This window comes from Photorhabdus machadonis (assembly GCF_052657765.1).
In genome coordinates this window covers 4051268-4075036 of record NZ_CP199761.1, presented here as the reverse complement: position 1 = coordinate 4075036, position 23769 = coordinate 4051268, and the positions used below count along the sequence as shown (strand labels likewise).

Annotated in this window: 22 protein-coding genes, 6 tRNA genes and 5 pseudogenes; 15 read left to right on the top strand and 18 right to left on the bottom strand. The window is 42.7% G+C overall.

The genetic code is table 11. From position 1 onward, the window contains the following. Positions 1–13 precede the first annotated feature (13 nt). From ACUN2T_RS19405 to ACUN2T_RS19395, 3 genes and pseudogenes are all read left to right on the top strand, one after another. Positions 14–316: pseudogene (locus ACUN2T_RS19405) on the top strand (tail fiber protein); the annotation flags it as partial. Positions 317–478: 162 nt separating this feature from the next. Further along, complete coding sequence (locus ACUN2T_RS19400) at positions 479–1279, top strand: phage tail protein (protein ID WP_445497930.1); 801 nt, start codon at positions 479–481, stop codon at positions 1277–1279. Beyond that, the gene (locus ACUN2T_RS19395) at positions 1279–1905 is read left to right on the top strand and encodes a tail fiber assembly protein (RefSeq protein WP_445494608.1); all 627 of its coding nucleotides are present in this window, start codon (positions 1279–1281) and stop codon (positions 1903–1905) included. The genes ACUN2T_RS19400 and ACUN2T_RS19395 overlap by 1 nt, the downstream gene beginning before the upstream one ends. Before the next feature lie 203 nt (positions 1906–2108). On the opposite strand, the gene ACUN2T_RS19390 is transcribed toward ACUN2T_RS19395, so the two are convergent. From ACUN2T_RS19390 to nagB, 9 genes are all read right to left on the bottom strand, one after another. After that, positions 2109–2183, bottom strand: a tRNA-Gln gene (locus tag ACUN2T_RS19390). Between the two features lie 4 nt (positions 2184–2187). Continuing rightward, positions 2188–2264, bottom strand: a tRNA-Met gene (locus ACUN2T_RS19385). 55 nt (positions 2265–2319) lie between these two features. Further along, a tRNA-Gln gene (locus ACUN2T_RS19380) sits at positions 2320–2394 on the bottom strand. A 44-nt stretch (positions 2395–2438) separates the two neighbouring features. Continuing rightward, positions 2439–2513, bottom strand: a tRNA-Gln gene (locus ACUN2T_RS19375). A gap of 29 nt (positions 2514–2542) precedes the next feature. Then, positions 2543–2627, bottom strand: a tRNA-Leu gene (locus tag ACUN2T_RS19370). 5 nt (positions 2628–2632) lie between these two features. Beyond that, positions 2633–2709 (bottom strand) — tRNA-Met (locus tag ACUN2T_RS19365). A gap of 152 nt (positions 2710–2861) precedes the next feature. Continuing rightward, complete coding sequence (gene nagC / locus ACUN2T_RS19360; protein WP_445494607.1) at positions 2862–4085, bottom strand: DNA-binding transcriptional regulator NagC; 1224 nt, start codon at positions 4083–4085, stop codon at positions 2862–2864. Between the two features lie 15 nt (positions 4086–4100). Then, complete coding sequence (nagA, locus tag ACUN2T_RS19355) at positions 4101–5261, bottom strand: N-acetylglucosamine-6-phosphate deacetylase (protein WP_445494606.1); 1161 nt, start codon at positions 5259–5261, stop codon at positions 4101–4103. A gap of 76 nt (positions 5262–5337) precedes the next feature. Further along, the gene (nagB, locus tag ACUN2T_RS19350) at positions 5338–6150 is read right to left on the bottom strand and encodes a glucosamine-6-phosphate deaminase (RefSeq protein ID WP_445494605.1); all 813 of its coding nucleotides are present in this window, start codon (positions 6148–6150) and stop codon (positions 5338–5340) included. Between the two features lie 347 nt (positions 6151–6497). Between nagB and nagE the strand changes: the two genes are divergently transcribed. Next, positions 6498–8522 carry an N-acetylglucosamine-specific PTS transporter subunit IIBC gene (nagE, locus tag ACUN2T_RS19345; RefSeq protein ID WP_445494604.1) on the top strand — a complete coding sequence of 675 codons (2025 nt, stop codon included), beginning with the start codon at positions 6498–6500 and terminating at the stop codon, positions 8520–8522. Between the two features lie 186 nt (positions 8523–8708). Next, entirely contained in the window at positions 8709–10376 is a 1668-nt protein-coding gene (gene glnS, locus ACUN2T_RS19340; RefSeq protein WP_445494603.1) for a glutamine--tRNA ligase, read from the top strand. Positions 10377–10451: 75 nt separating this feature from the next. On the opposite strand, the gene ACUN2T_RS19335 is transcribed toward glnS, so the two are convergent. Next, positions 10452–11042 carry a LysR substrate-binding domain-containing protein gene (locus ACUN2T_RS19335; protein ID WP_445494602.1) on the bottom strand — a complete coding sequence of 197 codons (591 nt, stop codon included), beginning with the start codon at positions 11040–11042 and terminating at the stop codon, positions 10452–10454. Between the two features lie 330 nt (positions 11043–11372). Here ACUN2T_RS19335 and ACUN2T_RS19330 point away from each other — a divergent pair. The 3 genes and pseudogenes from ACUN2T_RS19330 to ACUN2T_RS19320 form a co-directional block, all read left to right on the top strand. After that, positions 11373–12107 (top strand): annotated as a pseudogene (locus tag ACUN2T_RS19330) (IS982 family transposase); the annotation flags it as partial. A 474-nt stretch (positions 12108–12581) separates the two neighbouring features. Then, positions 12582–13901, top strand: a complete 1320-nt coding sequence (gene ltrA, locus ACUN2T_RS19325) for a group II intron reverse transcriptase/maturase (RefSeq protein WP_149617172.1) — start codon at positions 12582–12584, stop codon at positions 13899–13901. Positions 13902–13986: 85 nt separating this feature from the next. Further along, positions 13987–14148 (top strand): annotated as a pseudogene (locus tag ACUN2T_RS19320) (IS982 family transposase); the annotation flags it as partial. On the opposite strand, the gene ACUN2T_RS19315 reads toward ACUN2T_RS19320, so the two are convergent. The 6 genes from ACUN2T_RS19315 to ACUN2T_RS19290 all read right to left on the bottom strand — a co-directional run bounded on the left by ACUN2T_RS19315 (position 14110) and on the right by ACUN2T_RS19290 (position 17034). Continuing rightward, a complete protein-coding gene (locus ACUN2T_RS19315; protein ID WP_445494601.1) occupies positions 14110–14667 on the bottom strand; it encodes a hypothetical protein in 558 nt (185 codons plus the stop codon). The pseudogene ACUN2T_RS19320 and the gene ACUN2T_RS19315 sit on opposite strands and share 39 nt — an antisense overlap. A gap of 5 nt (positions 14668–14672) precedes the next feature. Then, positions 14673–14855 carry a hypothetical protein gene (locus ACUN2T_RS19310; RefSeq protein ID WP_445494600.1) on the bottom strand — a complete coding sequence of 61 codons (183 nt, stop codon included), beginning with the start codon at positions 14853–14855 and terminating at the stop codon, positions 14673–14675. A 31-nt stretch (positions 14856–14886) separates the two neighbouring features. Further along, a complete protein-coding gene (locus ACUN2T_RS19305; protein ID WP_023043805.1) occupies positions 14887–15201 on the bottom strand; it encodes a type II toxin-antitoxin system RelE/ParE family toxin in 315 nt (104 codons plus the stop codon). A 131-nt stretch (positions 15202–15332) separates the two neighbouring features. Then, entirely contained in the window at positions 15333–16499 is a 1167-nt protein-coding gene (locus tag ACUN2T_RS19300) for an ISAs1 family transposase (protein WP_445494376.1), read from the bottom strand. Positions 16500–16541: 42 nt separating this feature from the next. Next, positions 16542–16748 (bottom strand): arylsulfatase regulator, encoded by a 207-nt coding sequence (locus ACUN2T_RS19295; protein WP_445494599.1) that lies wholly within the window; start codon positions 16746–16748, stop codon positions 16542–16544. A gap of 25 nt (positions 16749–16773) precedes the next feature. Further along, on the bottom strand, positions 16774–17034 hold the full coding sequence (locus ACUN2T_RS19290; RefSeq protein WP_023043807.1) for a type II toxin-antitoxin system Phd/YefM family antitoxin: 261 nt from the start codon (positions 17032–17034) through the stop codon (positions 16774–16776). A gap of 170 nt (positions 17035–17204) precedes the next feature. Between ACUN2T_RS19290 and ACUN2T_RS19285 the strand changes: the two genes are divergently transcribed. The 4 genes from ACUN2T_RS19285 to ACUN2T_RS19270 all read left to right on the top strand — a co-directional run bounded on the left by ACUN2T_RS19285 (position 17205) and on the right by ACUN2T_RS19270 (position 20646). Then, positions 17205–17774, top strand: a complete 570-nt coding sequence (locus tag ACUN2T_RS19285; protein ID WP_445494598.1) for a recombinase family protein — start codon at positions 17205–17207, stop codon at positions 17772–17774. 952 nt (positions 17775–18726) lie between these two features. After that, positions 18727–19473, top strand: coding sequence for a replication initiation protein (locus ACUN2T_RS19280; protein WP_445494597.1), 747 nt, complete (start codon positions 18727–18729; stop codon positions 19471–19473). 191 nt (positions 19474–19664) lie between these two features. Further along, positions 19665–19865, top strand: a complete 201-nt coding sequence (locus ACUN2T_RS19275; protein ID WP_445494596.1) for a hypothetical protein — start codon at positions 19665–19667, stop codon at positions 19863–19865. Continuing rightward, on the top strand, positions 19840–20646 hold the full coding sequence (locus tag ACUN2T_RS19270) for a hypothetical protein (protein WP_445494595.1): 807 nt from the start codon (positions 19840–19842) through the stop codon (positions 20644–20646). Before ACUN2T_RS19275 ends, ACUN2T_RS19270 begins: the two co-directional genes overlap by 26 nt. A 263-nt stretch (positions 20647–20909) precedes the next feature. Here ACUN2T_RS19270 and ACUN2T_RS19265 read toward each other — a convergent pair whose 3' ends face one another. Both ACUN2T_RS19265 and ACUN2T_RS19260 read right to left on the bottom strand, forming a co-directional pair. Further along, entirely contained in the window at positions 20910–21389 is a 480-nt protein-coding gene (locus ACUN2T_RS19265; RefSeq protein ID WP_445494594.1) for an Hcp family type VI secretion system effector, read from the bottom strand. Positions 21390–21897: 508 nt separating this feature from the next. Beyond that, positions 21898–22752: a reverse transcriptase domain-containing protein gene (locus ACUN2T_RS19260; protein ID WP_445494593.1), complete on the bottom strand. Its 855-nt coding sequence runs from the start codon at positions 22750–22752 to the stop codon at positions 21898–21900. Between ACUN2T_RS19260 and ACUN2T_RS19255 the strand changes: the two genes are divergently transcribed. The 3 genes and pseudogenes from ACUN2T_RS19255 to ACUN2T_RS19245 form a co-directional block, all read left to right on the top strand. Then, positions 22687–22842, top strand: a complete 156-nt coding sequence (locus tag ACUN2T_RS19255) for a hypothetical protein (protein WP_445497993.1) — start codon at positions 22687–22689, stop codon at positions 22840–22842. The two genes, ACUN2T_RS19260 and ACUN2T_RS19255, sit on opposite strands and share 66 nt — an antisense overlap. Further along, positions 22839–23045, top strand: a pseudogene (locus ACUN2T_RS19250) (recombinase family protein); the annotation flags it as partial. The gene ACUN2T_RS19255 and the pseudogene ACUN2T_RS19250, both read left to right, overlap by 4 nt. Next, positions 23028–23252, top strand: a pseudogene (locus ACUN2T_RS19245) (transposase); the annotation flags it as partial. The pseudogenes ACUN2T_RS19250 and ACUN2T_RS19245, both read left to right, overlap by 18 nt. Positions 23253–23769: the final 517 nt, after the last annotated feature.

Sequence of the window (23769 nt, the reverse complement as noted above, 5' to 3'; positions counted from 1 at the left end):
GTGAGGTTTTGCTATGCAAAAAATTGGTGATATTACAAATACCGCCGATAAAAACGGTGAATTTACGAATGGCAATGTCGCGGCGGGTATTGCGCCAACATTATTAGATGCCGGATGGTTTAATACCGTTCAACGTGAATTAATTAATGCAGTACAAGGCGCAGGAATTAAATTAGATAATAAAAATGACAGTCAGCTTTTTGCTGCTATCAAAAGATTAATTGACAACAGCGCGGTAGAAATCCATGACGCCTCATTAACCCAGAAAGGCATTGTTCAACTCACAGATGTAACCGGTAGTAGCAATACACTGGCTGCAACTCAGAAATTGATTACAGACGTCAACAACAACGCCAACACTAAGCTCTCAAAGAGTCAAAACGGCGCAGACATCCCCGACAAAAACGCGTTTGTGAAAAACCTCGGATTGGTGGAGACGGTGAGTAAGGCCAATAATGCGGTACCGGGCAGCAGGAAAGTGAACGGTAAGGTGTTGACTGGGGATGTCAGTTTGAATGCCGGGGATGTGGGGGCGTACTCTAAACCGGAGTCTGACAGTCGATTTATTCAGTTAAATACGAATACAAAAACATCAGGCTATATATTAACTAAAACAGCAAATTATTTTGATGATCCTAATTCCCGCAATCTTGGCCGTTCAGGTTTTCTTAGACCGAATGGATTAGATAATCTTGGAGACTTAGCAATTCATATCGCTCATCCGGGCAGTGATGGACCATCTTGGGCACGCGGCATTTCTTTTAGCTATGGCAACGATTATGGCAACTTTGACATATCAACTTACGCTTTCGATGGAGATGGAAAATTTAAAGGTAAAAAGAGAATTTTGACGGAAGATGATGTTAATACGCCAGTTGGCCCCCCCATCCCGTGGCCGCAACCCAATCCCCCATCAGGTTACCTGACGTGCAACGGCCAGGCATTCAATAAATCCCTATATCCGCAATTGGCGGCAGCATACCCATCAGGAACACTGCCCGATTTGCGTGGTGAGTTTATTCGTGGCTGGGATGATGGGCGAGGTGTTGATAGTGGTCGTGGGATTTTGTCTTATCAAGCCGGGCAAGCGCCGGTATCCGCGATCGCCGGATATTGGGATAATGATAACTGGAAAAACGGTAAACACAGAGAAACTGGATTTTCGGCAGCAACAGGAACCAACAATGGTGGCTGGCATAACATTATTCAAGAATATGAAAATCAAAGAGAAACCCGTCCCCGCAACATCGCATTTAACTATATAGTGAGAGCAGCATAATGACAGAACAAAAATACTCTTTAGAACATGAAACAGCCGTATTGGGTAAAGATGGTTTGGCAATTCAGGCAGGGTGGATAAAGGTTTATCACTCGAATCAGATAACGAGAGAATTCATAGCATCGGATATTGAATATGTGATGCTCGGTGTCAGCTTATCAGCCGGTGCCTATTCCGATGCTCCAGAGCTGCCGAAATCCCATGACGAGGCTGTTTGCCGAAGCATAGACAGCAAGTATTGGGAAATCTTACCGGACTATCGCGGAAAAATTGCTTACGACACGTTAACACGAGCATCGACTGAGATAACCGAAATCGGGGAGTTACCCGATACCCTGACATTCAAAAAGCCTGATACTGATTACGACAAGTGGGATGGTAAAGAATGGGTCGTTGATAAAGACTTACTCAAAGCTCATCAAATCAACGAAGCAAAACAACAGCAGGCAGCACTGTTACAACAAGCAAATAACACACTCTCATTGCTACAAGACTCTGTTGACTTAGAGGTTGCTACCGATGCAGATAAAGAAGCTCTACTCGAATGGAAAAAGTATCGTGTGTTACTCACTCGTGTAGATGTGAATCAAGCGCCTGATGTTGAATGGCCGGAGATGCCGAAGTGATGGAACGGAAGAGTTGCGAATTAAAAATGATTAGATTTTCTCATTGATGGGCGTTAAACGGGGTGGTTTTTTGAGGTGAAAAAACAGAAAAGCCACTTCTAATAGTGGCTTATACATCAAGATATATTCTACCTGTATATTCTTTTTGTATTCTTTCTGTATGTTTTTTCAACACGTCACTTTGCGTAACACATTGATTTAATTGGCTGGGGTACCAGGATTTGAACCTGGGAATGCCGGAATCAGAATCCGGTGCCTTACCGCTTGGCGATACCCCAAAAATGGTGGCTACGACGGGAATCGAACCTGTGACCCCAGCATTATGAGTGCTGTGCTCTAACCAGCTGAGCTACGTAGCCATTTTACGATGCAAGAGATTTTATCGCAAAATACCAGTGGATAACATTCAGCTAATGGCTGGGGTACCAGGATTCGAACCTGGGTATGCCAGGATCAAAACCTGGTGCCTTACCGCTTGGCGATACCCCAACTGAAAGTCATCACTGAACAACGCATTGTGTTATCACAAATGATGGCTGGGGTACCAGGATTCGAACCTGGGTATGCCAGGATCAAAACCTGGTGCCTTACCGCTTGGCGATACCCCATCTACATGATGACAACTTGATGAAAGAAATGGTGCGGGAGGCGAGACTTGAACTCGCACACCTTGCGGCGCCAGAACCTAAATCTGGTGCGTCTACCAATTTCGCCACTCCCGCAAAGATGGTAGCTACGACGGGAATCGAACCTGTGACCCCAGCATTATGAGTGCTGTGCTCTAACCAGCTGAGCTACGTAGCCATCCTTTTTGCATTACCTTCATCGGCGTTGCGGGGCGCATTATGCGTATATCAGCTAAATGCGTCAACTGCTTTTTTCTTGAAATCTGCTTAAGGTCGCTTGTTTGTTTGGCTTATAAGCATTTTGATGGCAAAACCAACAAAAAATGAATATTACCCTTCAAGTAAGTGTTGTAACAAGACACCATTAAGCATAGCACGTTTAGTCAGAGCAAAGGCGCCAATAGCGGAACAGTGAACTAATTCAGACACAACGATTGGCAGATTTTCGCGAAATTCTTTTAAAACCTGAGTATTGATACAACGTTGAATAGCGGGTAAAAGCACGTTGTGCGCTTCAGTAATTTCCCCCGCCAGAACAACTTTCTGTGGGTTAAATAAATTAATGGCGATAGAGATGGCTTTGCCGAGATAATGGCCGACATTTTTTATGACTTCAGATGCTAATGGGTCATTCTGATTAGCGGCCTGGCAGATGGCTTTGATATTGCAGTTATTCAATGTTAGCTGGCTTGGAAAGCCTTGCTTTAATTGATGCTGAACCCGTGCTTCAATGGCTGAGTTAGAGGCGATAGTTTCCAGACAGCCAAAATTGCCACAATGACAGCGCTCACCGAGGGGATCAATTTGAATATGACCAATTTCACCTAAATTCCCTCTATTGTTAAGGAATATCTGGCTGTTTATAATCACCCCGGCACCTGCCCCCCGATGAATACGTACCAATATAGAGTCTTCACAATCACGGGTGGCACCAAAATAGCGTTCAGCCAGTGCTAAACTACGGATATCATGACCAACGAAACAGGTCATGTTGAAATGTTTTTTCAGGTTATCGACCAGAGTCCAGTTAGTCACTTTAATATGAGGCATATAACGGACGATGCCGGTATTTGGGTCAACCAAGCCGGGCAGGATAACTGAAATGGCGATTAATTCACGGATCCTGCGCTGATTTTGTTGAATAAAGTTTTCTATTGCGCTGATAAGCAAGTTTTCGACTTTTTGCTGGGTGGCTTCAGGCAGTGGATAATGCTCTTCAACCAATGCCTTGCCACTCATGTCATAAAGAGCGAGAGTGGCATCATGGCGGCCAAGGCGGACACCGATAGTATGGAAATTACGATTTTCTGTAACGATTGAAATTGCGCGGCGGCCTCCGGTAGAGGCTTGTTGATCGACTTCTTTAATCAGGCCGCGTTCAAGTAACTGACGAGTAATTTTAGTCACACTGGCGGGTGCAAGTTGACTTTGCTCTGCAATTTGAATCCGGGATATTGGCCCTTGTTGATCAATTAACCGGTATACCACAGCGCCGTTAAGTTGTTTTACAAGGTCAATATTACCAATTTGCTTTTGTGTGCGGCTATAACTCATCGGTTATTTTGTTCCTCAAAGGTCAGTTTCTTTTCCGTGAACAATGGTCTTGCAGATTTTAAAGTCGTGACTGAGAACGGTGAGGTTAGCAATTTTACCGGCTTCAATAGTGCCAAGATATTGATCAACACCAATTGCACGGGCTGGATAGAGTGTTGCCATCCTCAGTGTTTCATCCAGAGCAATACCAACATGTTCAACGCTATTTTTAACGGCGTCTATCATAGTGATAGAAGAGCCACTTAACGTGCCGTTTTCATCGACACACAATCCATCTCGATAGTATATGGTTTTACCGGCAAAGGTGAAATGCGCCATTTTATTGATAGACGTATCCATCCCTGCGGGAAGTATGGCATCTGTTACCAGAATCAACTTATCTTTTTTCAGACGCTTCGCATTGCGAATGTTTGGCCATGAAACATGAAAACCGTCGGGAATAATACCCGCATAAACGTCTGGTGTATCAAAGATAGCGCCAATCAGACCAGGCTGGCGACCCGAAATATATGGCATCGCATTATAGAGATGGGTTGAGAGGGTTATGCCATTCCGAAATCCCTGTCGGGCTTCTTCATAACTGGCATTGGAGTGACCGGCAGAAACCACAATCCCTGATTCAATCAACTGGTGAATGTATTTCTGTTCCACCATTTCTGGTGCAAGAGTCAGTTTGGTAATGACATCAGCGTTGTCGCACAGAAAATTTATCATTTCAGGTGTAGGTTTACGGATAATTTCTGGATTGTGCGTGCCTTTTTTGACCGGATTGAGGTACGGCCCTTCCAGATGCAGGCCCAAAGCCTGAAACTTATTATGCTTCAGATAGGTACGCATTGCCTCAACGGAGGCTATCATCAATTGATCTGTACTGGTAATCAGAGTCGGCAAGTAGCTGGTACAGCCTGAGCGTTCATTGGCTTTTTGCATGATATCCAGCGTTTTTTCTGAAATATCTTCCAGCCGTTCATTAAATTGAACACCACCACAACCGTTAACTTGCAGGTCAATAAAGCCGGGAGAAAGAATTGCACCATTTAGATCACGTTTTTCAATTTGTTCGGGTAACTCTTGTGTTGGGCAAACTTGTTTAATTAAGCCACCAGCAATGATAACTGCATGATTATCCAGTCTGTCATGACCGGTATATATAATGCAGTTGGTTAAAGCATACATTTTAGCCTCCTATGGGATCTGGAGATGAGGATAATGACGATAACCCGTCTGAGATAAGCCCAGGCTGTGTGGATTCTTATTTTTTGCTGGCAAATATGTTGATAATGTCCGCTTCTAATTGATGGAAGTACTTAACCGTTTTTACTTTCAATTCCATTGTTGCTGGTTCGTCACAGACAATGATGGATTTAGGGTGCATTTGCAGGCAACTGACTGTCCATAGATGGTTGATATTGCCCTCAATAGCGGCCTGCATTGCCAGGGCTTTATTCAAACCAGTAGCCAGGATCATAACTTCTTCTGCATCCATCAAAGTGCCTACACCTACAGTCAAGGCGTATTTAGGCACCTGATTAATATCATTATCAAAGAAGCGGGAGTTGGCAGCACGGGTTTCTACAGTCAGCGTCTTGATGCGGGTACGGGAAGTCAGGGATGATGCTGGTTCATTGAACGCAATATGGCCGTCATTACCCACGCCACCCATAAACAGATGAATCTGACCATAAGACTTAATTTTGTCTTCATAACGTTGGCATTCTGCATCAATATCAGCAGTATTACCATTGAGCAGATTGATATTCTCCTTTTGAATATCAATGTAATCAAAGAAGTTATGGTGCATAAAACTCTGGTAGCTTTGCGGATGATTTTCGGGGATACCGACATATTCATCCATATTGAATGTAACGACATGTTTAAAACTGATTTTCCCTGCTTTGTACAGAGCAATCAATTCGTTGTATGTTGCCAGTGGCGTGCTGCCGGTTGGCAGCCCCAAAACAAAAGGGCGCTCGGTGGTTGGATTAAATGCATTGATTTTACTAACGATATAGTGTGCAGACCATTTACCGACATCACTTGCATTCGTTAGGGGGATCAGTCTCATAATTACCTCTTAAAACAAGAAATTATCATCGTTAAATAATAGAGTTATACATTATTCTCTTAATTAATCATCTATAGTTTGAATACTAAAACATTTTCATTAGCAGAGACACTCTGCACGGTATGATATTTTTAATGATAAAATAAGATTTGTGTGTTAGCTAGCATTTTGGCTAAATCCTTGGTGTTTATGGTGAGTCATATCACATATGGCGCGGAATTAATTTGCGACGAAAAATAAATTCCCTACACTGAAAATGGTAGAATAAATATTCTTATTGCTTATTTTCATCATGTAGTCATAAGCAGTAAGAGACTCCGGTAATTGAGGATATAAGGGGGAGCAAGGTGAATATTCTGAGTTATTTGCAAAGAGTGGGGCGAGCATTAATGGTACCAGTGGCCACACTGCCTGCTGCTGCAATACTAATGGGGATAGGTTACTGGATCGACCCGGGAGGCTGGGGAGCGGATAATGCACTGGCAGCTTTGCTGATTAAATCGGGTGAAGCCATTATTAAGAACATGCCAATGTTGTTTGCTATTGGTGTGGCTTATGGCATGTCTAAAGATAAGGATGGTGCGGCGGCATTGACAGGTTTTGTCGGTTTTTTAGTCGTAACGACACTGTGTTCTCCAGCCGCAGTATCGATGATCCAAGGTATTCCAGTTGACGATATACCAAAAGCCTTTAGTAAAATTGATAACCAATTTGTTGGTATTTTGGTGGGTGTTGTGTCTGCTGAATTGTATAACCGCTTTAGTCGTGTTGAACTGCCGAAAGCGTTGTCATTCTTCAGTGGTCGTCGTTTGGTCCCCATCCTGATCTCTTTCCTGATGATTCTGGTTGCTTTCATCCTGATGTATGTGTGGCCGGTGGTTTATAATGCACTGGTCACTTTCGGGGAAAGTATTAAAGATCTTGGTGCTACAGGTGCTGGTATCTATGCTTTCTTTAACCGCTTGCTGATTCCTGTTGGCCTGCATCATGCACTGAACTCTGTATTCTGGTTTGATGTTGCGGGTATCAACGATATTCCTAATTTCCTCGGTGGTCAGAAGTCCATAGTGGATGGTAGCGCAATAGTTGGTATTACCGGCCGCTATCAGGCGGGTTTCTTCCCTATTATGATGTTTGGTTTACCGGGTGCGGCATTAGCGATGTATCGTTGCGCACGTCCCGAAAATAAGGCCAAAATTGCCGGTATCATGATTGCGGGTTCATTCGCTGCATTTTTCACCGGTATTACTGAGCCTCTGGAATTTGCCTTCATGTTTGTTGCGCCAGTGCTTTATGTGCTGCACGCGATCTTGACTGGTATTTCAGTGTTTATCGCAGCGACAATGCAGTGGATTGCGGGGTTTGGTTTCAGTGCCGGTTTGGTGGATATGGTACTCTCTTCCCGTAATCCATTGGCGACACATTGGTACATGTTAATCCCACAAGGTTTGGTCTTCTTCTGCCTGTATTATTTCGTGTTTAGTTTTACTATCAAAAAATTCAACCTGATGACGCCAGGGCGTGAATTGGCTGCCGAGGGTGAAATTGATGGCTATGATGTTGATGTGGACAAAAATGGTAAAGCAACCGCTAATAACATCCACAATGAAGCTCATCAATATCTTGCCGCAGTGGGTGGTTCAGATAACCTGACTGCTATTGATGCTTGTATTACTCGTCTACGTCTGTCTGTAAAAAATGTCGATCAGGTCAATGACAATCTGGTTAAACGCTTGGGTGCTTCCGGTATTATCCGCCTGAATAAACAGAGTGTGCAGGTTATTGTTGGTACTCGTGCAGAACTGATTGCCAGTGCTATGCGTGATGCTCTGGCAAAAGGTCCGGTTGCTGCGGCGACTGCAAGCTATCAACATCAGACAGCACAAAAATCGAAGCTTAAAGGTAAACGTAAAATCCTGCTGACTCTGATGGCTCCGGTCAGTGGTGAGTTAATCGATTTAACAGACGTACCTGATGAAGCCTTCTCCAGTAAAGTTGTTGGTGATGGTATTGCGATCAAACCAACATCAAATACTGTGCTTGCGCCTGTGTCCGGTAAGATTGTGAAAATTTTCGACACCAATCATGCTTTCTGTATTGAAACTGATGAAGGTTTGGAACTGATTGTACATTTGGGCATTGATACGGTTTCCCTTAACGGTAAAGGTTTTAAACGGTTGGTGAATGAAGGGGCAACGGTGAAAGTTGGGGATCCTGTATTGAATTTGGATCTTGATTATCTGAATGCTAATGCCAAATCTATGATTAGCCCGGTTATCGTCAGCAATATTGATGATTATATCGGTATTAATATCTTGGCAAAAGGCCAGGTAAAAGCAGGACAGACAAAATTATTTGATGTGCTGAGATAAACAACAGACAAGTCCGTAAAAATTTTCCATAAATAAAAAACGGGAAGAGTACTACTTTTCCCGTTTTCCGCTTCAACTTTGTCCTGAATCGCCATTTGGCAGTAACAAACGGTTGTTTCTCAGCACTGCTTGTTGGATTATAGGCGGTTACGTGACGCGCTTTTGGCATTATTGAGGTATAAAACAATGAGTGAGGCAGATGCCCGCCCGACAAACTTTATTCGTCAAATAATTGATGAAGATTTGGCAATTGGTAAACATACATCCGTACATACCCGCTTCCCGCCTGAACCCAATGGCTATCTGCATATTGGTCATGCAAAATCTATTTGCTTGAACTTTGGGATTGCAGAGGACTATCAGGGCCAGTGTAATCTGCGTTTTGACGATACCAATCCGGTTAAAGAAGATGTTGAGTACGTTGACTCTATTAAAAATGACGTTCAGTGGTTAGGTTTTGGGTGGAGTGGTGATATTCGCTACTCTTCCAATTATTTTGATACGCTGTATCAGTATGCTATTGAATTGATCAATAAAGGCCTGGCTTATGTTGATGAATTGTGCCCGGAAGAGATCCGTGAATATCGCGGCACATTGAAAGAGCCAGGTAAAAACAGCCCGTATCGTGACCGTAGTATTGGTGAAAACTTGGCACTGTTTGAGAAAATGCGTGCTGGTGAATTTGGCGAAGGTAAAGCTTGCCTGCGAGCCAAAATTGATATGGCATCACCTTTTATTGTGATGCGCGATCCGGTTTTGTACCGTATTAAATTTGCAGAACATCATCAATCTAGTAACAAATGGTGCATCTACCCGATGTACGATTTTACTCACTGTATTTCTGATGCGCTGGAAGGTATTACACATTCGCTGTGTACCCTGGAATTCCAAGATAATCGTCGTTTGTATGACTGGGTGCTGGATAACATCACCATTGATTGCCATCCGCGTCAGTATGAATTCTCGCGTCTGAATCTTGAATACACGGTGATGTCTAAGCGTAAGCTGAACCTATTGGTGACCGACAAGATTGTTGAAGGTTGGGATGATCCACGGATGCCGACTATCTCAGGTTTGCGTCGTCGTGGTTATACTGCCGCTTCCATTCGTGAATTCTGCCGTCGTATTGGTGTTACTAAGCAGGACAATAATGTGGAAATAGCCGCATTGGAGTCCTGTATCCGTGATGATTTGAACGAAAATGCCCCTCGCGCAATGGCTGTTCTCGATCCGGTCAGGCTGGTGATCGAAAACGGACCGGAAGGGGAGCAGATGCTGAGTATGCCTAATCATCCGAATAAACCGGAGATGGGCAGCCGTAAAGTGCCATTCAGCCGTGAGATCTATATTGACCGCGCAGACTTCCGTGAAGAAGCTAACCGCCAATATAAACGCTTAGTCTTGGGTAAAGAAGTTCGTCTGCGTAACGCATATATCATCAAAGCAGAGCGTGTTGAAAAAGATGCTGACGGCAATATCACGACAATCTATTGCAGCTATGATGAGCAGACGCTGAATAAAGATCCGGCTGATGGACGTAAAGTGAAAGGTGTTATTCATTGGATCAGTGCGCCTCATGCTGTTCCTGCTGAATTCCGTCTGTATGATCGTCTATTCAGCGTACCCAATCCCGGTGCAGAGGATGATTTTCTGGCGACAATTAACCCAGAATCATTGGTGGTTCGTCAGGGCTTTGTTGAGCCAAGTTTAGCGAATGCCAAGTCAGAAAAAACGTATCAGTTTGAGCGTGAAGGTTATTTCTGTGCTGATAGTTGTTATTCCAGTGCAGAAAGTCTGGTATTTAACCGTACTGTTGGTCTGCGTGATACCTGGACAAAAATTTCTCAGGACTAATTGAGATGATGAACTGTACCCAACGAGTTGGACATGGGGCCAACAGTTGAGGTGCAGTTTTTTTGCTAAATATTGCTATTTCTCTATGCGGTTAGATGGCCATAAGATACGGAAAGTACTCGAAGTACCCGCCCATTTGTCTAAAACTGTTAATAATGTACCGCTAGCCAATGCTTGCTTAACGGTAAAATCAGGCAAACAGGCGATACCGTGACCTTGGATCGCCATGTGAAGCAGCGTTTCGACATGATTGCTAGTCATCTTTGCCTGGAGATGTATATCTACTTCGGATTTTCCCAAGCGCAGCGGCCACTTCTCTAAAAGACCTGTAGTTGGAAAACGGTGCATCAGGCACGTGTGATGTAATAAGTCCTCGGGTTGTGATGGTTTACCGTGTTGGGCAAAGTAGGTGGGAGCGCCAACATAAACGAAACCGCTGGATCCTATACGTTTATTCATCAATCGTGAATCATCCAGTTCTCCTGTACGAACCACAGCGTCGCAACCTTCACTAATGACATCAACTAATCGATCACTAAAGTCCAGCTCCAGTTCTATCTGTGGATAACAAGTCGCAAAAGCGGATAATACGGGCAGCATCAGATTACTGATTAATGGCAAACTCACCCGCAGGCGACCTTGAGGGGCAGAGATGGAACTCAACAATTCATTTTCCGCAGAGGAAATCTCATCCAGGATACGTTTGCAGCGTTCAAGAAACAGTGAACCTTCAGCAGTTAAACTGACGAAGGAGATAGTCCGAGTTGCCGGGCTGCGTCTGCAAAGCTGCGAGCTTCAGCGACATGAATCCACTCAAATTATTCATCTGGGCCTCTTGGTTTTTTTAGATCACGATTGGTGACAGAAAAGCCACTTTAGAAGTGATGGTAGGTCTATTTATCTAACCTGAGCTTCGCTTAAGGGAAGGGAACTAAAGTGCCTGAGGCACGATCAAAGTTTTTGCTAAAGAAAACAAAATCGTGGAGACCCTCAGGCATGGTTAATTTAGAAGAACTTTACTGCTGCGTCGATGACTTTTGCCAAAAATTTATTCCTCTCTGGCATCAACAACTCATTGAACATGGATTACGTAAACGACACCGGGAGGCATCTCTTTCTCTCAGTGAAGTCATGATGATCCTCATTTTATTTCATATGAGTCATTATCGTGATTTTAAAACATTTTATATTGAACATGTAAAACAATATCTTACAGCCGATTTCCCCGGATTAGTCAGCTATACGCGTATCCTCACCCTGAAAAAAAGGGCGCTTATTCCTTTATGCGCTTTTCTTTCATCACGTAAGGCACAAACTCAAGGAATTGCTTTTATTGATTCCACCAAAATTGCTGTTTGTCACAATCGTCGTATTCCTCGTCATCGCGTATTTGAAGGGATGGCACAACGAGGTAAAACGAGCACAGGCTGGTTTTATGGCTTTAAACTTCATTTGGTTATCAATGATTGCGGTGAATTGTTAGCCGTGAAACTCACCGCAGGAAACCAGGATGATCGTCAGCCAGTCAGCGCGTTGACAAAAGGACTCACAGGCTGTTTGTATGGGGATAAAGGGTATTTGTCCCAGGCTTTATGCGATGAGTTAGAAGCGGAAGGTGTCACGTTAATCACCAATGTCCGGAGTAACATGAAAGCCAAAGCATTATCTCTCTGGGATAGGTTGATGTTAAGACGGCGATTTTTGATAGAAAGTGTGCCGCAGGCATACAAACTAGCAGCATAGGGAATGCAGCCAGTATGTAGCATAAGCTCAGGAGGAGATGGTGGTCGGCCCACCGAAGTCTGCTGTCGGAAGCTGGCTTCAAACCCCCTCAAGCGGCTGTCGTAAAGAGCGGTGGTTGTGAGCGTTGAGGTCAAAGCATGAACAAAAAAAAGTTCGGCAGGTAGGGTACAAAGAGACGAGTAAAACCGAACCTATGTGGACGCGTCGTAAAGAAGAGAAGTGACATCAAAACCGGGGGCGTTTCTATCTTCCGGGATAAATCTGTGAGTGGACTCCGAATGCTGCGCAGGTGGTGTCCGGCGTAGAGTAGGCGTGACTTTGTATCGGGCTCTTTCTGGGAACTGCGGGAACCTGTCATCACGATGTAAAGGAAGAAATACAAGTCACTGAATTGACAAGTATGAGAGTACCGAAGCGTGATACAGGGGCGGAGTGACTCGTAGTAGTGAGGAAATATTTGTAATGAATGTGGAGCGAAGGGGTCACGTCAGGCAGCCTTACCCGGTATCCAACTGTCAGGCAGGAGGAGATACGGCGGTTAAGGCAAAACCGTTTGTCATTGAGAAAAGGGATGTGTACCGTGCCTGGTTATTGGTTAAAACCAATCAAGGCGCGGCAGGCGTGGATGGTCAGACCCTCGCGGATTTTGAATCCAGTCTGAAAGATAATCTGTACAAACTCTGGAACCGCTTATCATCGGGCAGTTATTATCCACCTCCGGTGAAAGGTGTCGCTATTCCCAAGAAGTCGGGAGGTGAACGCCTACTGGGTATTCCTACGGTAGCGGATCGCGTGGCGCAAATGGTGGTCAGGCTTCATTTCGAACCGCTTGTTGAACCTCATTTTCTGCCGGATTCTTATGGCTACCGCCCGAATAAATCGGCAATTGATGCCATCCGAGTCACAAGGCAGCGATGCTGGCAGCAGGATTGGGTATTGGAGTTCGATATTAAGGGCTTGTTTGACCATATTCCCCATGATTTACTGATGAAAGCGGTGAGGAAACACACAAACAGCCCGTGGATCTGCCTGTACATCGAACGCTGGTTAACGGCACAGATGGAATGTCATGGTGAAGTGTTATTCCGAGAGAAAGGGACACCGCAAGGCGGGGTGATTAGTCCGATACTGGCAAATTTATTTCTGCACTACGTTTTCGACAAGTGGATGCAGAAATATTATCCCCGGATGAAGTGGTGTCGCTATGCAGATGATGGACTGGTTCACTGCCAGAGTGAAGCGCAGGCCAGAGAAATCTGGCAAATGCTGGAACACCGTTTCAGGGAATGTGGACTGTTACTGCATCCGGACAAAACCCGGATTGCTTACTGTAAGGACGTTGAACGAAAGGGAAAATATGAACAGACCAGTTTTGATTTTCTGGGATATACCTTCAGACCAAGGTTGGTCAAGAATCGTAAAAGAAACAGTTTGTTTGTGAGTTTTACACCGGCAGTCAGCAAAGCGGCCCAAAAAGCCATGAGATTCAAAATCCGTAAGTTGAAGATCCGAATGCGGACAGAACTGAACCTGATACAGATGGCAAACTGGCTAAACCCCATGATAAATGGCTGGTTGAACTATTATGGTCAATTTTGTCGATCGGAACTGTATAAGGTTTTCAGGCAACTCAACAAAGCGCTGGTGCGCTGGGTTAGACGAAAGTTCAAGGCATTGAGCAGACACAAAACCCAAGCCTCAAAACTTCTTCAAAGGATTGCAAAGGAGCATAAGGGGTTGTTTGCCCATTGGCGAGCAGGAATGACAGGCGTGTTTGCTTGATGGGAGCGGTATGAGTCGAGAGGCTCACGTACCGTTCTGCGAGAGGCTGCGGGGGCAGTTCCCGCGGCCTACTCACCCGGTCGTCGACCAGCTCAAAAATATTTCTCAGATAGAACATTCAAGGCATCGCAGTCAGCTCGGTTTTTTGTTAGAAGTTGCTGCCGGTCTTATTGCTTATACATTCCAGCCTAAAAAACCGAGCTTGAATCTACGGGATAATGAGATCGCTATCTTTAAACGAAGCTGAGGTAATATTAGCAATATCGACTTTGGGTAAGTTTTTGAAAAAAGCATCGTCCAGTTTTTCAACGCTGTCATAGCGCAGGCTCCAGTGTTGTTGTCCGGTTTTGGTTTCACGAACATAAAAGCCGGGATTGTTATTTGCACGAATATTGTGGGTCGTTCTCTCCCAGGCTTCATTCAGTCCCTGTAGCGCTTCATCAAGACGCTGGTCACAGTAAACAGGGAGGCGGGAATAACCAAACTCCACCGCGATCTTTTCAACGTTATCGACCAGCGCATCGTCAACCAGATCGGTATCAATATCACAGTACGAGACACTGTCATTGCAATACAGACGGCCCCGCTCAATCTCATGGAGAACCTTTAAATAGACAAAAAATTCAAATAAATACGGATCAATTCGGGTGTCCGAGGGTTTCCGCTTCAGGTAGATATTCATACTTTTGGGAAGGGTGAATCCCAGCTCATCACAGATTTTTAAAGCGGAGGGACTTTTACCGCTGGCATAATGTGTTTTCAACATAGGAATCAGTTCGCCGATTTCACTGTTTTTCTTGTAATCTGGGTATTGCGAAACTGTTCGAGAACAACCCGTTCTGCCGGGCTTAAGGAAAAATACAGGATTTGTTCGTGATCATTGAATTCGGGGCAGGCATAAAGTTCTTCGATTTCGGTATTGGATAATAAGTGAATACGCTTGATATTTTCCATTGTGAGTCCCGGATTCAATGAGGCCAGACAATCAAATCATTTCGCGTCCGTCCAGATGATTTGCCGGCACCATTCGTTTGTGCAGCACACCAAATATCACCGGTTGCCGTTCGTGGATGAGGTAATAAATGACATGACTGACATAAGGAAAACTCAATACGCCCGATCCGACGTCTGGCCTGTCTCTTCCCAGTGCAGGGGTAGAAGCCAGTAAACGAAAGGTTTGTTGAAGTCCTGACAGGTATTTTTCTGATTGCACCTCACCCCATTGTTGTACAGTAAAACGGCGAATTTCAATCAGATCGGCCTGGGCATCAGGCGTTAAACGGTAGTGTGATATGTCCATGATGGTTAATGATCCCTGGGAACGTCGATAATGCCCTCAGCAATACCCTGAACCAGCATTTCCATTAGTTTGGCGAACCGGAAAAAACCGGTGTATTGCTGACCAGGGGTTACGCATGAAATTTTGGTAGGCTAAAATTGATTAAATAGCAGCGCTTCCATATAGCCATTATCCCACCCGGCTGATTTCCTACGGGCACTTAAACTCAGTTTACTGTTGGTATCTCGTTTAACGATATTGAGCGCCATTTTACGTAATTGGGCAAATATTCTTGTGGCGATCCGCTCTCTCATCCGTGAATCATCTTCTCGAAAAGTGACATCCAGTACCCAGTGTAAACTATTTTCTATAGCCCAATGTTTTCTTATGGCACCGAGTTGAAAGGCGGGAGAATCATGACAACTACTTAAATAATAACGAAAATAAGAGGTCACTGTGTCAGAATAGCGTTCTTGTCGTATCGTTTCCGTTACCAGAAGGGCCTGAATATCTGGCCAAGAACTTAAGTATTTTGTTTCTGATGTCAGCGGCAGAACCCACCCGCGTCGTCTGACGGTACGTCCGTGACTATCATCGAATTCATCATAGTCAGGTTTAAGATAAGGTTTTTGGGTTATCTGTTGTTGTTGAAAATAGTTAACAGCTTCCGAAAAAGTTTTCCCCTGATTGCCTTTAAGCGACAAAATATAATCAGCTTCACTCTCGCGTAATTGCTGAGCAATCATGCGTTGGCAACCCATCGCATCCATCGTCACGAGATGTCCTTTCAATGAAAGCATCGATAATAATGTGGGGATGGCCTTAATTTCGTTTGATTTTCCGTCTACTGCACACTGACATAAGCTGAGTCCTTTCTCAACCGAGAATGCACTCACCACATGTAGTGGGCTTTGTTCAATTTTCTTATCAAACGAATGGCGTAAACTTTTACCATCAATCGTAATGATCGTCCGCTTTTCTGAAGAGATGTCACAAGAAACCCACTGATAAAAATAACGTTCAAAGAGGTCGGGATTTAATAAACTGAAACAGCGTCGGAAAGTATCATGTGAGGGAATACCACCTTTGAGCGGAAGAAATGAACTCAGCCAATCCTTTTTTAGCTGGCCGTACTGTTCAATATCGGTCCAGGCGTTAGCCCCAGCAATGACAGCGCATACCGCGATCACTAAGATATCAATAAAACGGTGTTTGACCTTTCCCTGACAACGTGGATCTGGAAAATCAGAAAAGACATCCACTAATTCTTTCATCAGCGTTCCTCTAAAAACGAAGGAATTATCCACTAATTCTTTCATCAGCGTTCCTCTAAAAACGAAGGAATTATCCACTAAATATTTTCATGCGTAACCCCTGTATTGCTGACAGATACCATCCAGCTGGGCAATTGATGCACTGTCTATCACCTGTTTGAAGGTATCCATATAGTCGTAACAGGTTTTCCGTAATTGCGCATCACCGGTTTCGGTTAGGGGAAAACGGGCAGCATAGTCATGTATACGTTTCACCCACCGTAATTGTTCTGCGCTAAGTCCGGCTACAGACATTTTTTTCTCCTCAATAGGTGAAATTCTAATCGTACTGACCTGATATCAGTTCATTAAAAAAAGCTTCGCCATCGAGGGTGTTACCGGATTCAATATCAACTCTGGCCTGTTCAGCTCTTGACTGCAATAATTTTAACCGGAGTGTTTCAATACTTTCGTATTCATCCATTGAGATAACCACCGCAACGGGTTTTCCGTTTTTATTGATTTGGATTGGGGCACGTTGTGCTTTGAGTAGCATGTCGCCAAACTGGGTTTTGGCTTCATTGGCAGAAAGAGCATCCATAATAGTCCTCTCATTGAATCATAGCATGATTCAAACAATATAAACGAATCGAACGACTCGATCAAATTTAAAGCTATTAAAAAGTATACTTTTTAATAGTCGCTGGAAATAGCTCTTAAAAGTCCTATCATAAGTACTCAATCAAATGGTCTAAAGGATAATGATAGGTTATGGCAAAAATTGGTTATGCGCGGGTCAGCTCAACAGGTCAAAGTTTAGACATTCAGCTGGAAAAATTAAGACAAGCGGAGTGTGAACGTCTTTATCAGGAAAAACGCAGTGGTCGGACAGCACACCGCCCGCAATACCAAGCCTGTATGGATTACCTGCGTGAAGGTGATACTCTGATCGTCACAAAATTAGACCGGCTTGCACGTTCAGTGGATCATTTATCACAAATTTCTAGTCGCTTTCAGCAAGAAAATATTGATTTGGTCGTTCTGGATCAAAATATAGATACCCGAACTTCAACAGGGCGTCTTATGTTCAATATGCTGGCCACCATCGCGGAGTTTGAAAATGACTTACGCAGTGAACGCCAGGCGGAAGGGATCGCCAAAGCGAAAGAGAATGGTGTCAGATTCGGGCGCCCCGCTAAGTTAACCGAAGATATACGAAATGATATTTATCTCAAGCGTCAGTCCGGCATTACGATTGGTCAGTTAGCCAAGGAGTTTAAGCTAGGCGAAGCAACCATCTACCGTGCTTTGAACACATTTAAGCACGTTGATAACTCGTAGCTCTCACAAAGTTTACAGATCTGGGGGTTCTTCCACAGGACCCGCAATTATCAAAAATATCTGTGGTTAATACCGTTATCACATTTATCACCCCCGTTTCGTCAGAATTCTATTATAACTGATTATCAGAAAACTGATAAATAAATCTGACATCATGAGGTCGAAACGGCAATGTGTCGTGACATATCCTTTCATGTTTACATCGTCACACATTTAAACGCCCTGTATCGCCACGTATTGAGAGATAGGTGAGCAGACGTAGGATTTCGGATTAAGCAATAAAATGGCTCAGAATTGATTACAGCGTGTTTTAAGGGTGCTTTAGTTGCTTGGTTAGAATGTTTTATGCCTAAAGGGCATGGAAGGCGGCTCTTTGGCGTGACTGGGGACACTGTTGTCAATCCGCCGATACAAAAGGGGGACTTATTGGGGAGTACGACCACTTCCTTCACCCTGCTAAGCTGTCTTTTAGCTGGCTGTCAGTGATCCGAAAGCCGGGTAGTCGGAGACGAAAGAACGTTAAAGCGACACTCTGCCCGAACAACGTGAGGGAACTACCTATTAGTATAGCCCGTAAGGGCGAATCAGAGGAGCAAGCTAATAGCTTGCAACATCCTTGCTTGATCCCTACAGCTTCACTTTCGCTCGTTGGTCAAATTAGATCAACATGAAAAACAAGTTTTTGCCCTGACCAGATTTTGCAATTTTTTAATTCCTAAATAGGTAAGTTATACACAGAAATTGGGTGGAATTTGCTTTTTAAATTCTTTTTAAAACCTTTTTAGACGCCAGAAATACATTAAAATCATCATGTTACAGAGTTAAAAGTAAGGTTTTTCGGGTAGTACTCACAGGCAAAAGTAAGAATAAAAAACACATTTACTTTTACACAAAAGTAAGTACGCTAATTAAACTAACAGTTGTCCGATTGTTCTTACTTTAAGGTTAAGTCATGCGTAAAAAAAATGATCCCCCAATAACTATGACCGTCAATTTAAGAGGTAAGAACATAGTTATGAGTAATGCCATAACAAGGGCAGCTCAAAGCCTTTCATTGGCTGAAAAACGGGTTATTTTTGCTGCCATCGCCCAAATGGGCGGAAAATATGCACCAGTGAAAATCACCGCCCAAGAATACGCAAATACCTTCGGAATGCCGATAAAGCAAGCCTATTCACAATTAAAAGCAGCTGCTGAAAATTTCTTTAATCGATATATTCGATTTAAAGTTAATGAGGTGAGCGATACGGATGTTGATGTTTGGAAAATTAGATGGTTAGGAGCTTATAAATACAATGAGGGTGAAGCTCATGTAGTGCTGAGTTTTACTCTTCAAGTCACACCATATCTTTGCGAATTAGAGGATAACTTCACCAAATATCAATTATCTCAAGCCTGCGCCTTACGATCTGTTCATTCCTGGAGATTGCTTGAATTATTCGAACAAATGAACATAAAAAAAGATAATAACGGATGGTTATCCATATCATTGGATGACTTCTATCATGCAATGGAAACACCTGAAAGTTATAAAAAAACATTCGGTTTATTAAGAAAATACACGATAGAACCTGCCGTTAAAGAACTAATAGAAAAAGACAACTGGATGATTCAATGGAACCCATTGAAAAGAGGAAGAAAAGTAGTCCGTCTTGAATTTTGGTTTCAAAAAGACGATCAGTTGAAAATTGATATCTAAACTGATGGCGAAAACTACCTGTTCCTGCCATTTTTAGATTGGGACAAATAAAATGCTACCAAATCACATTCATTCTTTATTAATGAGCTTTTTTTAATTTTAAATTGTTATTATTATTTGATTAATATACGCGTTTTTTATATAAAGACATTTTGTTATGTCGATTAAAAAATAAAACATAGAGGTATTATATGGATGATAAGGAAATTTTAATGAGAGAAATGGCAATTTTGTTATCTAATAGTCAAGTTATGCCAGAAGAAAAGCTTGCTGTGGTTATGATGCTTAGTTTTAAACTATTATCAGAAACTCAAACTGAGATGATTAACATGCAAATTTCAAAAGGTAGAAATTTAGTGTTAAAATTTGAAGAAAATAAAACTAATCATTGATGAGGATATTATGGGGTTCGATAATAAAGGACATGAAAATGCCATACAAGAAGCGCAAAGAATTTTAAAAGAAGCTCAAGCTGATTTTGCTTTAAGGTTGGAAAAAGCAGTTGAAGGTGTGAGAGAAATTGCACAGGAAACAATGCATACCGTAGGAAAAGGAGGGCAGAGAGCTTTATGGAGAACTTCATATTTTTTTGACGGCTATGAGGACGTAAATCAAAGATTAAATAGAGAAGATGGGCGGATATTTCTCGCTGCGTGGTCAGTAGCTAAAGGAGGTTTATTTGAGAATAATGTTATAAAGAAATTTGTTGATATTTACGTAAGTAAATTATTGGAGCCTCATGAAAATAATCAGCCATTTTTAAATAAGCTTCACGAAAAATTAGTTAGTTCGTCTACCACTATGATGTATTTAGTGGCTAAATTTAAGATATCAGGTGTGGCAAAGACCTCTGTTGTTTCTGCTATAACAGAAGCTATTTATGTAGCAGTAATTCAAAAAGCAGTTATTAGAGAAGGCTTTAGGAAACTTGGAATGTCTATCACTTTAGCGTTTCAATTTTATGGTTATTTTGATAAGGCCGCTGTATCTGCGAGTAAGTTGAAAAGAGAATGTCCTGTTTTATATTGGTCTCTTTATTCTAGTAAAATAGAAATGTTGTATTTTATTTTTGAACCTTTATTTAAAAAAGGAATTAAAACAATACAAAAAGGAAAAGGGAGTACTATAGATGATGTTTATTTTGCTATAATGGACGTTATTGGTTATAACTGAACTGTAAGGTAGAGGCTGAAAGATGTTTAGTAAAGGATGGTTAAAAAAAGAAATAACATCATGGTTTAAGGGAGTTTGTTCTTATATAACATGGTCTTTTATTCCAACTTTATGTTCTTTTATTTGGTCTCTTTTTGTTTTTGTTGTTTTCCCAAATTATTGGGGGTTGTTAGCTTTGGTAGGTATTATTATAATTTTATTATTTACTATTTATTTTGCATTTAAATTTAACTAAGCATATTGTATATGCTTAGTTATTGTTTTTAATAAATTCGTTCATCCCATATGCTATAAGCTGATGTTCCAGCGGTTATATGACTCCATGAAATAGATTTATATTTTAGTTGTACTTTTTCATATGGTATTTTTTCATTATTATTTATTGAATTTGGATAAACGCAAGATACATCAATAATTGTGGCTTCTGTAATTTTAACTTCATAGAACAATTCTAACTGTCCTGTTTGACTTGTTCTGAGGAATATAAATGCGGCATTCAGTGATTCATTACAATCTATAGACATAGCCAATAGTGGAGATGATTTATCTATTGGTTTTATGAATTGTATTGGATGATGACTAACATTTTGATCTCTAGTCATAGAGTGATCTAAACTTAGTATCTGTATTTGGTCTTCGTATCCTTTTTGATACCGATTTCCTATCGAATCCAGTGTTGAACATCCAGCAGATATTAATCCTTGCTTCTTACCACTTAAAGTTAAATAAATCATATATGACATAATCGTAACCTTTTTTATTTAAATCTCAATTTTAATTTAACACATAAAGAAAATTCGTAATGAGATCATAACAACATAAAAAATATGCTTAAGATCCTTTTTATCACATCTCTATACGAGAGCATAAAAATCCGTGGGGCAATCGTTTAAATGCTCTCCGCATCAGAATTAATGAGCTAGCCGGAGTACGGTTGATGGTTCTACATTAGCTATAGCAGCATAAACACCAATGTAGTGCCCCACACAATTTCATGCTCTCTCGCTAGAGGAGAGCGTAAAAGAGTGTGGGGCACTTGAGTTATTTAGCGGTAAAGTGGGCAATTCAACCGGACTATTACTATTACCCATTATCGGCCCATGAATACTTATACGTTAAAGTGGCTTCTTTAGCTACTTTACCACATAAATGCCCCAAGGTTTTTTATGCTCTCTTGTATATGGGGTTATCGGGTCGCGCAAGGGAACTTCCCCCCTGCGCTCCCACGGAACCGGACGTGACAGTCTCCCGTCATCCGGCTCTTGCCGTTGACCGTTCGCGCCGCGTACAAATTTCCCAGTGTGCAAACAGACCAGGCTTAACACTCCTTATCCTGCCTAACCATTCATATGCCTGAGCCAGGCTACCCTGCACCCGCTTATATTTGCGGGTAACCCATTTAGCAAGGTGCAGATCGACATGACTGGCTATACGATCCATTGCTGACCGATAAAAGCGCCCATAGTACTTGACCCAGCCTCGTAACATGGGATTGAGCCATCGTGCCATTGCTTCCAGCGACAGCGGTGTTTTGTGACTCAAATCCCAGCCCCGTACTGTCTGCCGGATTGCCTTCGCAGCTCTGGCACTCATTGCTGGCAGGAAATTCACCGATAGCTCTCCTTCTTTCGAGACCGACTTTCTTGGCCTGAACGTGTAGCCCAAAAAGTCAAAGCTGATTTCAGGATATGTCTCCGTTCTTTCCCTGTCCTTGCAGTAGACGACTTTCGTCTTACCCGGGCTCATCTCCAGCTTACACTCAGCCAGACGCTTTCTGAGCTTGCCACGCAACATCATTGCCTGCGCATGACTCTTGCAGTGGATGACTATATCATCAGCGTACCGCTCGAACCGGACGACGGAAAATTCCCGTTTCATCCACATATCGAATGCGTAATGCAGGAACAGATTGGCCAGCAACGGACTAATGACCCCTCCCTGAGGAGTCCCCTTATCCCTTATCTGCACCGTTCCATCCGGCATGTACACCGACGCGGTTAGCCATCGCTCAATGTAGAGCAACACCCATCTGCAATCCGTATGCCTGCGCACCGCCCTCATCAGGAGTTCATGATCGATGTTATCGAAGAACCCCTTGATGTCCACGTCCAGCACCCAGTCAGTGCGCCAGCATCGTTGCCGGGCTACTCTCAGGGCATCGTGTTTTCTGACACATTCAGTATTGGAGGCGTATGAAAGGTCAACGTATTGGCTATATCCGGGTAAGTAGCTTTGACCAGAACCCAGAGCGGCAACTGGATCAGACTCAGGTGGATAAAGTCTTCGTCGATACAGCATCGGGTAAAGATACTCAGCGGCCATAACTGGATTCACTGTTGTCATTCGTGCGTGATGGAGACATCGTGGTGGTTCATAGTATGGACCGGTTGGCACGACATCCAAAATTTACCCTGTTGTTTTTACCGGTCTATTCACCGTGGTTAAATAAAATAGAACGGTTATGGCAATTGCTCCATGAGACAATAACGCGAAATCATTGTTGTCAATTTATGTGGCAGTTACTGAATTATGTTGATGCCTTTTTGGCATCGTTTTCATCACAGCAAAAGCCAGGAAGACAAAAAATGGGTGTAGCACAATTATGAAATCTTATTTATATTAGCAAAAACTATTTCGTGTTGTTTGTCACATTACGCTATCGTGAGTCAACTGCCACCCAGCCATCTAACCAAGCGAACTCAATTAGCAATAGTAATTTAATTTGGTTTTAGGGCCAAATCTCACATTTTTAATGTGGTTACTATGGGTAAAAATAACGCTTTACATACTCAATAAACATAAAGAGAAATATCAAAACCTATTAATAAAATTATATTGAATATGCGAAATTATCAATGTCTGTATGGCAATTGATTTTTATACAAAATAGAATCCCTCCCTGAGTTTGGTTTTGATACAAGCAACTCTACCTCATATATATTGTTGTCCAACAGACTGAAGTCTGCATGCAATATTGATAGTACCAACTGCAGCAATCCCCGAGATTCTGACAGTTCAGATAGTGTGAAACCATCACATACAGAAGATTCACCTATTAGACGGACAGGTATTTGGAGCAGTAGCATGCCATTTTAAAAGCCAGTAAAGCTTTAACCATTGGAT